This is a genomic window from Lautropia dentalis, assembly GCF_003892345.1.
Lineage (GTDB): Bacteria > Pseudomonadota > Gammaproteobacteria > Burkholderiales > Burkholderiaceae_E > Lautropia > Lautropia dentalis.
Genome location: NZ_RRUE01000012.1, coordinates 1 through 1,004, shown reverse-complemented (window position 1 = coordinate 1,004; position 1,004 = coordinate 1). Strand labels below are relative to the sequence as shown.

Here is a 1,004-nt window from a genome sequence, read left to right as displayed (position 1 = left end):
TCCGGTCACGATGCTCGTGACCTCCTGAATCCACCGGTTCGACGTCGAGTTCAGCTTGTCCGTCAGCATCGACTTGAATCCCGTGATGTCCGGGACCACCTGCTGGATCACGCCATCAATCTGGCCCTCCGCATTCTGGCCCTGACTGTAATGACCTCGCCGTGCCGTCACAACCCCCGTTGACGCCTCTGTGCCACTGGTGTAGGGTAGAATCCAAAGGGAGAATGCCGGCAGTCGGGGCCTTGGCTGCTGGATGGACAGCAAGGCACAAGGGAGGACAGCACCATGAACGGGTCAAACAACGCTGGCGGCAAGATCAACCTGAGCGGCACCTACGGACTCGGGCTGGAGATGGATCCGTGGGCATATGAGGCCCGGGGAAGGAACCGTGGCATTGAAATCGGCCGGCAGGAAGGCTATTCCAATGGCTATTCCTCCGGGATATCCGTGGGCAATGATGAGGGACTGATCAATGGTATCGGGATCGGGGCAGACATCGCATGGAATGAGGCTAATGCCATTATCGACCAACTTAGAACTGCATTTGATAATGAAAGGAGTGACTATAACAGAGTGTCAGTGGCACTAAATGCGTTGCGGATGACAATTGAGACTCTGATCAAGGAAAACCCAAAGGCTGCTTCGCACATTCGCAAGGTTTTTGTGAAAAACTATAATAGCAAGGTTCTTGATTCGATTCGTAACCACACCATTGACATGGCACCTCATATGAATCCCTCCTTCATGGATAAATCTCCAAAAATGCAAGAATTTATTCTAAGATCGTTTCGATCGTAATCTCTCATGCGTTTTCTTCGCACGACGGAGATGGCTTTTGGGGGTTATGACTCTTCTATCTTGCCTCCTACAATCCCCTGGTCCCCTGTCATGGTCTGTGCCTTGCCAGACGTCCCCTTGTTGCTCCCACTGCTACCACCCCCACCGCCTTTCGCCCCCTTGATCATCCTGGCCAGCCTTTCATCACGCTGCAGCTGCGCCCTTTC

Annotated in this window: 1 protein-coding gene; it reads left to right on the top strand. The window is 53.2% G+C overall.

Going from position 1 to position 1,004, the window contains the following annotated elements:
• Positions 1–285: 285 nt before the first annotated feature.
• Positions 286–798, top strand: coding sequence for a hypothetical protein (locus EHV23_RS15115; protein ID WP_125096926.1), 513 nt, complete (start codon positions 286–288; stop codon positions 796–798).
• Positions 799–1,004: the final 206 nt, after the last annotated feature.

Coding starts and splice junctions, on each gene's coding strand:
- EHV23_RS15115 (WP_125096926.1), top strand. CDS start 286: ATGAACGGGTCAAACAACGCTGGCGGCAAGATCAACCTGAGCGGCACC.